Below are 8005 nucleotides of genomic sequence, written 5' to 3'. Positions count from 1 at the left end.
AGGTCACCCTTCGCCGTGCTCAGCGCGAGCCCGGTCGCCGGCCGGCCGGTGTAGTCCTTGGTCCATGCGGCGTAGTCGGGGTCGTCGCCCATCACGTCCGGGGTCATCCCCATGTAGTTGAGGATGCCGCCGACGTCCATCGGCTGGATCTGGCCGGCCAGGAAGCGATCGATCAGCGTCTCGTGGTTGACGTTGTCACGGTCCTTCCACCAAATCTGGCGGCACGCGTTGGTGCAGAAGTGATAGGTCTTCCCGCCGTAGGACAGGGACCAGTCACGCACCCGCCAGGTGCCGTCGCGCGACTGGGTGGCGTTGCACGCCGGCAGGTGGCACATGCTGCACAACCACGGCAACGTCTCGGGCAGCGTCGCTTCGACGTTGTTCGCGTTGATGTTGTCGATCATGGTGTCCCACTTGCCGCCGTACACCTTCTCCCAGTTGGGGTACTTCTCCTGCAGCCACTCGCGCTCGTCCTTGCTGACCCCGGCCTTCGGCCGCCACCACAGGGTCGGGCGCCAGTACCACAGGCCCATGTGCAGCCCGTGGTGCCAGGTGTCCAGGCCACGCATGAACTCGTCCCAGAACCAGGGCTTCTTCAGCCCGTAGTCCTCGATGGTGTGGATGAACTGGTCGATGATCCACTCCTCCATGAACTCCCGGTAGGACTGCTTCCGGTGTTCCAGAGGGGTGTAGTAGTCCATCGCCGGGCCGGTGAGCGCGGCGAACGCGCGAGCGGAACCCCAGAAACTGCGGTCGATAACCCATTGCGCGCGCACCGGGTCGTGCTCGACCAGGATCTCCATGGTCGGCCCGCCCTGCTGGGAGTGCCTGGCCTCGTCGGTCTGGATCGACGAAATCATGTTCGCGAAGTTGACGTCGCCGGACTCCAGCGCGTCGGCCGACAGCGCGACGAACTGGAGGTTGGTGAAGCCGGTCTCGAAGGTGAACGGCAGCTCGATCGCCAGGTCGACCACGTTCGGCGAGATCATCATGTTGTCGAAGAGGTTCCGCAGCGCGATCGGCACCCAGTCGTTGGTGTGGAAGGTCTTCTGCGTCCAGTCGTACTGCGGGTCCTTGCCGACGAACTCGTGCCCGAAGAAGGTGGTGATCTGCGCGTGGCGCAGCTCGTCCAGCTGACCGAAGGTCGCCATGTTGCGCCAGGCCCCGTTGAGGCCGAACCGAGCCATCTTCAGCTCGCCGAGGACCGCGGCGTACTCGACGAGGGCCACCCCGCCGAAGTGCATCTTGGTGGAGGATTTCCAGCCCTCGTCCAGGTTGTCGAAGGCGGTGGACCGCTGCAGCGCCGCCTTCACCGCGTACGCCGAGGCTTCCTTCTCACGCTGTGTCGCGACGTACTCAGGGTAGGTGACCTTGTAGTTCTCCTCCCAGGACAACCACGCCTCACGCGGCACCTTGCCGGTACCGCTGTGCCACTCCGGGAACACCGCCTCGTCGTCAACGTAGCGGAAGGTCCAGTCGACGTCACGAACGAAGTGCTGCCACTCTTCGCGTTTCAGCAAGGTCATTTCTCCGAGATTCCTTTCACTGCGCTGTGCAAGAAGGGGATTGTCAGTCGACTTCGAGGTGGCCGAGCTGGCGATTGATTCCGGCCCCATTCCAGTAAGCCTTGATCTTGTCGATGAGGCCGTTCTCGTCGACGTGGAAGATGAACAGGTGTGGCTCGCTGAACCTGCCACCCTTCGGTGCGGCGAACCCCCACGGGGACTGCTGTGTTCCGCCGATGTCGCACATCACAACGACATCGCCCTTGTCATTGGCGTCGATGCTGTGGACCACGTTGAACAGATCGGGAAAGGAGTTGATCAGGCCGCTCCAGATGACCTTGCCGACGGTGCGCACCTTGCCGTCCCCGCGCAGCACCCGCTGCTTGCCCCACACCTCGTACGGGATATAGGAGAAGTCGGCGTTGTCGGTGCACATCTCGGTCATCGTCTCGACGTCGTGGCGCGAGTACGCCTCGAAGAACGCGGCGACCACATCGGCGGGGGACGTGAGCTCTCGGGTTGCTGGTTCCGTGGTAGTCATGGGAGTCCTCACACAATCGCGATCTGGTCGAGTCGTTTCACGGCAAGGCGGCGGTAGAGCTGGTTCTGGCACCAGTAGACGTGGATTCCGACGATGTGGTCACCGTCCACTGTGAACCGCCACGCCTGGTCGACGTCCAGGTGCTTCTCCTGGTTGACCGCGCCGGCGTAGTCCGCGGCCTGGGTGCCCTCGACCTTGAGTTCCGCGGTGACCACCGAGCCGGTTTCGATGACGTCCTTGATCACCAGGTGCAGATCGGGGAATGCGGTGACGATGTCCGTCAGCGCGGTGCGGATGTCGTCGAAGCCGCCTTCTCGGACATCGAGGGGAAAGATCTCCACTCGGACTGACTTGTCCACAACAGACAGTGCTGCCTCGACATCCCTGAGCTGGAATGCGTTGAGGAATGCCCTGACGGTCTGTTCCGGCGTAGTGTTCACAATCCCTTGCTCCTCACGGGGAATCGACTTGCGTTTGAAGAGCTTCATCGGATCTGGAGTGCCTTGAGGACAGCGTCCGCGGTGGCCTCGGTCGATGCGGGGTTCTGACCGGTGATCAGATTGCGGTCGACCACCACATGCGAGACCCACGCGGCCGGGCCGTCGTCGAACACCGCGCCGGCGTTCTTCAGTGCGGTGTCCACGTACCACGGCAACCCGAGCTTGCCGGGGGCCGTCTGGTCCTCCTCCTCGTCGGTGAAACAAGTCATGCGGTAGCCGTCGAACAGCCACTGCCCGTCTTCCCGCTCCGGCGCGGACAGCAGCAGGGCGGGGCCGTGGCACAGCGAGGCGATCGGCGCGGTCTTCTCGTGCAGGATCGTCAGCAGGCGGGCGACGTGCGGGTTGTCTGCGAGGTCGACCATCGGCCCGTGCCCGCCTGGGGCGAACACGGCATCGAACTCGGCGAGCTGCTCGTCGGTCAGATCGGCCAGGGAAACGGGATTGCGGAAGCCCGGAATGGCATCGAGTCGCCTGCGGCGCTCCGCGGCGAGCGCCCGGCTCGCCTCGTCGAGCTCGTCGACGGCCGCCTGGATCTCCGCACGGGACAGACCGCCGTCGATACCCTCCTCCACCATCACGTCGATCAGCTGGCGGTCCTCCCGCCACGCGATCTTCGCCGCCTTGCTGACCAGCGCATGCGCGTCGCTCGCCGACATCCCGCGCTCCTTGAGTCGCGCCGCGATCCGGCGCGCCGCGACCAGACCCTGTTCGGTCATATGGTGCAGCGTCACCCGGACGTCGTCGGGATCCTGGTGGAACGTACGGGTGACGGAGGCGAAGTAGTCCTGGTCCTCTTCGGGATAGTGGAAGAAGTTCTCGAGCCCGTACGGGTCAGCGAAAGGCTCGCGGCCGTCCGGGGTGACCACTACGACGTCGGCGCCCGCGGCAACAAACCGTTCGTACGGTTTCAAGGCTTCTTCGGCGAAGTAACCGGTGGGATGCAGTGTGCCGTCTGCGAGTTCGATCTCGCGAGCACTCGAGACCAGGTAAGCGATACGCGGCATGTCAACTCCAGGTGAACGGCTGGTTATCGAAGACCGTGGCGGAACGGTACCCAGCGTGTGATCCGGCTCGCATCGAAGATTCCTACGAGAGTTGTGCGGATTCCGACACGGTTGGGATGGGTGTGTGGATTCCTGCTGATCTCTGCAAGATTCAGCCGAAGGAGCTGACCGTTCAGGTTCGCCGCGATTAGGGTCATAGCATGTTTCCGCGTGCGTGGCGCCGCGGAAACCTCATCACATCCGACGCAGAGAGGCATTCCATGACGCGCGTACTGTTCGCAGTGTCCGGAAAGGACTACTGGACGCTGGCCGACGGCACCCGGCACTCCTGCGGTTTCTGGCCCGAGGAGCTGGCCGTTCCGCACCAGGTCTTCCGCGCCGCCGGTTTCGACATCACGATCGCCACCCCTGGCGCCGCCGTCCCGACGGCGGACGAAGCCGGTTTCACCGCGGCCATGAACGGGGGTTCGGAAGAGCCGGGCAAGCGATTCCGCGCATACCTCGACAGCATCGCCGCCGAGCTCAACTCGCCGGTGGATCTGGACGAAGTGGACGCCGGCGACTTCGACTTCGTGTTCGTCCCCGGTGGACACGGGCCGATGGAGGATCTTGCCGTGTCGGAGAAGTTCGGCGCGCTCGTCCGCAACTTCACCGACGCCGGGAAAGCGGTCGCGGCCGTCTGCCACGGCCCGGCCGCCCTGTTGCCGGCCAAGGACGACAACGGAAACTGGCTGTTCGCGGGCCGTCGGGTCACCGGCTTCAGCAATGTCGAGGAGGGGCAGGTCGGCTTCGCCGACAAGGCCCCGTGGCTGCTGGAAGACCGGCTCATCGCCAGCGGCGGCAAGTTCGAGAAGAGTGGCGGCCCATGGGAACCGCACGTGGTGGTGGACGGGAACCTTTACACCGGACAGAATCCGGCGGCCTCCGAGCCGCTGGCGGACCAGCTCGTCAAGGCGCACAGCGCGGTGCTGGAAACCGCGAAGTAACGCGGATCGCTTCCGCCGTCACGAGGCCGTGCTTGTGGGGCACCCTGCCGCCCCACGAGCACGGCCTCTCGTCGTCAGCCCTTCTGGATTCGCAGCTCATGACCGAGCGACTGCAGATCGCAGTACGCACGCGGGGTCGCGCCGAACCGGTCGCGGAACTCATTGATGAAATGGGATGCGCTCGAATAGCCGACCGCCCGCGAGATCTGCGTTACGCTCAGCTTGTTCTCGATCAGCAACTCCCGCGCGCGGTTGAGCCGCATCTCTTTCACGAATTGGTAAGGCGACTTACCCGTGACGTCGCGGAAGAGATGAGAGAACGCGGACGGGCTGAGTGAAACCTGCTCCGCCATGTCGCTCACCGTCAGGGGCTCGGACATGTTCTTCCGCACGTAGGAGATGACCTCGCTGACCGGGTTGCTGGCGGCCTGGGTGGCGGCGATCTCCAGCAGCCGGGAGTACTGCTCCGCCTGCAGCACCCGGTAGACCATCTCCTGCAGGTAGACCGGCGCCAGCACCCGCCGGTCGGCCCCGGTGTGCGTCGCACGGAGGAACCGCATCGCCGCGCCCATCAGGTTACGGTCGAGCGCGGTGACGAACGCGCGCTCCGGCTTGCTCTCCACCGGCCGCCCGAAGGTCGTGGTGCGGCGGTCGAGGATGTCCGACGACACCCGCCGGACCAGGGTGGGATCGATCTGCAGGACGAAGGACAGGAAGGGCTTGGCCGGGGTGGCTTCGAGGATCTCGGCCTGGAAGTGCTGGCTGCTGCTCAGCACCAGGTAGTTGAACGGGTCATAGAAGTACTGCTGCCCGTCGACCGTGACGCATTTGCGCCCCTGCGCGATGATGCACAGCGACAGCGACTTGACCTCGGCCCACTTCGGCGCGGCCGGGTGCGTGAAACGATAGAACGTCAGCCCTGGCCATCCCCCGTTATTGCCGCCGAGCTCCGGGGCACGGGATCGGATCTCGGTGAGCAGGTCACCCGAGGTGTGGATCTCGTCGAGCTGACGAAGCATTTCGGTCATGTCGGCATCTCCCGTGGTGTCGATCATCGAGCCCGGCGTCCGATCGAGGAGTAGCCGACTGGGGCTGCGAGTGCCGCGCTCGGTTCGGCCGGGGCCAGTGCCGCGTGCGACTCGGCGGGGGCCAGCGATACCGCGCTCGGTTCGGCCGGAGCTACCAGCGCCCCACCACGCGGCTGGGCCGAGGCCGGTGCCACGCCGTACCGCTCACCTGCAGGTACCAGCGCCGCTGCGTACGGCCCGGTCGGGACCACCTCCGTCGCCACGTGCGGCTCGACCGGAGCTACCAGCGCCGCGCCGTATCGCTCAGCGCTCGCCCTAGCCGCCTGAGCAGGCAATTCGAGCTCGACCGGTAGTCCAATCACCGCATTCCTCCCCATGCAGGTTCCCGGTGCGCACCCCATCCCGTGCGGCACTGATCGACATTACGGCTGGCCGGGGACCGCGATGATGTGGATTCCTGCTGAGTTCGTGCGGATTCCGACTGGATCGCCGTTGGCGGGGATTGGCCGTGGGGCGAGGCGTTGCACCGGACGTCGGGTGCCAGGCGGTATCGGCGTTCTGGGAGAGGGATGGTTGAGTTTCGGGCACGCCTTCGGCGCACCGGTGGGGATTCGCGCTCGTATGCTCATCATGGCGGGGTGGCTGGTGGCGCGAATTCCCACCGGATCGCATGCCCGGTCACCCTAAGTACCGGCGCTCGTTGCGGAAATCCACCCAACGGGCGGTACGCCAGTCGACCCCGCCCGCCGCCACGGCCGCGACGTCCAGTTGATGGACCAGTGCGAGGGCATGGTCACCCTCACCTCAGACCAACCGGTGGCGGTGGGGGCGGCGACCTATGGGCGGGTCGATGCCGAAGCCCGCCGCCGCAAACCCAGCGAATCAGACAAAACCCGCACACCACCTGCACCCACACCCGAACCCGCGCCCGACGCCAAGCCCGACAACGAACCACCACCCTTCTAACACTCCACGCCGAGCAACGTTGATGCATTCTCCCGCTGTCCGATCGGGAATCCCAGTCACCGGCGCCGGACACGTGGTCGCCAACGTCGGACACCCGGTCACCGACGCCGGACACCCGGTCACCATCGTCGGACACGTGGTCACCACCCCCGAATCGGCCGGGTGCATGCGGATCGGCCGGATGCCGGCAAGCCACGACCGGACACGGAGGGCGCCAAGCGCCGAAAGCGGTCCGGCTGCTCCCGCGTTCCCTGCGGGAGCAGCCGGATCACACCTGCTCATCCCCGGGTGAGTCGGCGCACCTTCTCCTCGTCGAGTGTCACCCCGAGGCCGGGACCGTGCGGTACGTGCAGGTGCCCGTCCCGGTAGTCGAGCGGCTCGACGAGCAGCTCCTCGGCCATCAGCAGCGGCCCGAACAGTTCGCTGCCGAAGGTCACCGACGGGGTGGCGCAGCACAGGTGCAGCCCGGCGACCGTGCCGATCGGCGATTCGATGGCCGTGCCGCCGTGGCACGGTATCCCGGCCGCGGTGGCGACCGCGGCGATCCGCTGGGTCACCGTGAAACCGCCGGACTTGGTGACCTTCAGCGAGAAGATGTCCGCCGCGTTGGCCTTGACGATGCGCAGCGCGTCCTGTTCGCTGCGCAGGCTCTCGTCCGCCATGATCGGGATCTCCAGGAGCTGGGCGAGCCGGGCCGCCCCGTCGATGTCCCAGGCCGGCAGCGGCTGCTCGATGAGCTCGACGCCGGCGGCCTGCAGCCGCGGAAGGTAGCGGGTGGCGGTCAGCTCGTCCCATGCCGCATTGATGTCCACCCGCAGGCTCGCCCGGGAAGCCAGCGCCGAGGCGACCTTTTCGATCCGCTCGACATCGGCCTCCGGATCCTGCGAACCCATCTTCAGCTTGAAACTGGCGTGCTTCCCGGCATCCAGCTTGCCGGTGGCCTCCTCGATGATCTCGTCCGGCCGGGCGGCACCCAGCGCCCAGGTGACCGGGACACGGTCCTGCGCGAGCCCGCCGAGCAGCGCGTACACCGGCAACCCGACGGTCCTGCCCCAGGCATCGAAGAGCGCCACCTCCACCGCGGCCTTGGCGAACCGGTTCTCCGCGACCAGCCGGTCCATGGTGGCGCGCAAGGCCGGCACCTCGGCGACGTCCCGACCGACGAGCAGTGGCGCGAGGTACCGGTCGATGACGACCTTCATCGTCTCCACCGATTCCCCGCCCCACCATGGGCCGCCGGGAACGACACCTTCGCCGATCCCGACGGCACCGTCCACGGTTCGCACCCGGACGAGCACCACGCTCTGGTGGTCGATCTGTGTCACCGAGAACTTGTGCAGCCTTCGAAGTGGGATGTCCACAATGTCCGCGGTCACCGACTCGATGCGAGCCGTGTTCACAGGGTTTCTCCTCTGTTGTGCGGTGGCAGGAAGGTTCAGGCCGGATCGAGTACGAAGTCGTAGTCCTGGTGCAGT

General features: G+C 66.0%; 7 protein-coding genes. 1 reads left to right on the top strand and 6 read right to left on the bottom strand.

All coding sequences use genetic code 11. The annotated features are described in order from the left end of the window. From H5411_RS45370 to H5411_RS45355, 4 genes are all read right to left on the bottom strand, one after another. On the bottom strand, positions 1-1526 hold a 1526-nt coding region (locus H5411_RS45370), incomplete at its 3' end, for a ferritin family protein (RefSeq protein WP_183127898.1). Between the two features lie 43 nt (positions 1527-1569). Then, entirely contained in the window at positions 1570-2046 is a 477-nt protein-coding gene (locus H5411_RS45365) for a nuclear transport factor 2 family protein (protein ID WP_013673013.1), read from the bottom strand. Positions 2047-2054: 8 nt separating this feature from the next. Further along, positions 2055-2486, bottom strand: coding sequence for a nuclear transport factor 2 family protein (locus H5411_RS45360; protein WP_026153522.1), 432 nt, complete (start codon positions 2484-2486; stop codon positions 2055-2057). Positions 2487-2530: 44 nt separating this feature from the next. Further along, on the bottom strand, positions 2531-3550 hold the full coding sequence (locus H5411_RS45355; RefSeq protein WP_013673015.1) for a DJ-1/PfpI family protein: 1020 nt from the start codon (positions 3548-3550) through the stop codon (positions 2531-2533). Positions 3551-3810: 260 nt separating this feature from the next. Between H5411_RS45355 and H5411_RS45350 the strand changes: the two genes are divergently transcribed. Beyond that, positions 3811-4536 (top strand): type 1 glutamine amidotransferase domain-containing protein, encoded by a 726-nt coding sequence (locus tag H5411_RS45350; RefSeq protein ID WP_183127897.1) that lies wholly within the window; start codon positions 3811-3813, stop codon positions 4534-4536. A gap of 74 nt (positions 4537-4610) precedes the next feature. Here H5411_RS45350 and H5411_RS45345 read toward each other — a convergent pair whose 3' ends face one another. Next, entirely contained in the window at positions 4611-5591 is a 981-nt protein-coding gene (locus H5411_RS45345; RefSeq protein ID WP_246370479.1) for an AraC family transcriptional regulator, read from the bottom strand. Positions 5592-6808: 1217 nt separating this feature from the next. Beyond that, the gene (locus tag H5411_RS45340; RefSeq protein WP_013673018.1) at positions 6809-7930 is read right to left on the bottom strand and encodes a muconate cycloisomerase family protein; all 1122 of its coding nucleotides are present in this window, start codon (positions 7928-7930) and stop codon (positions 6809-6811) included. Positions 7931-8005 lie beyond the last annotated feature (75 nt).

It is taken from the genome of Amycolatopsis echigonensis (genome assembly GCF_014174495.1).
Classification (GTDB): Bacteria; Actinomycetota; Actinomycetes; order Mycobacteriales; family Pseudonocardiaceae; genus Amycolatopsis; species Amycolatopsis echigonensis.
Note: the sequence above shows the minus strand (reverse complement) of the source record. Positions and strands in the feature narration are given on the sequence as shown.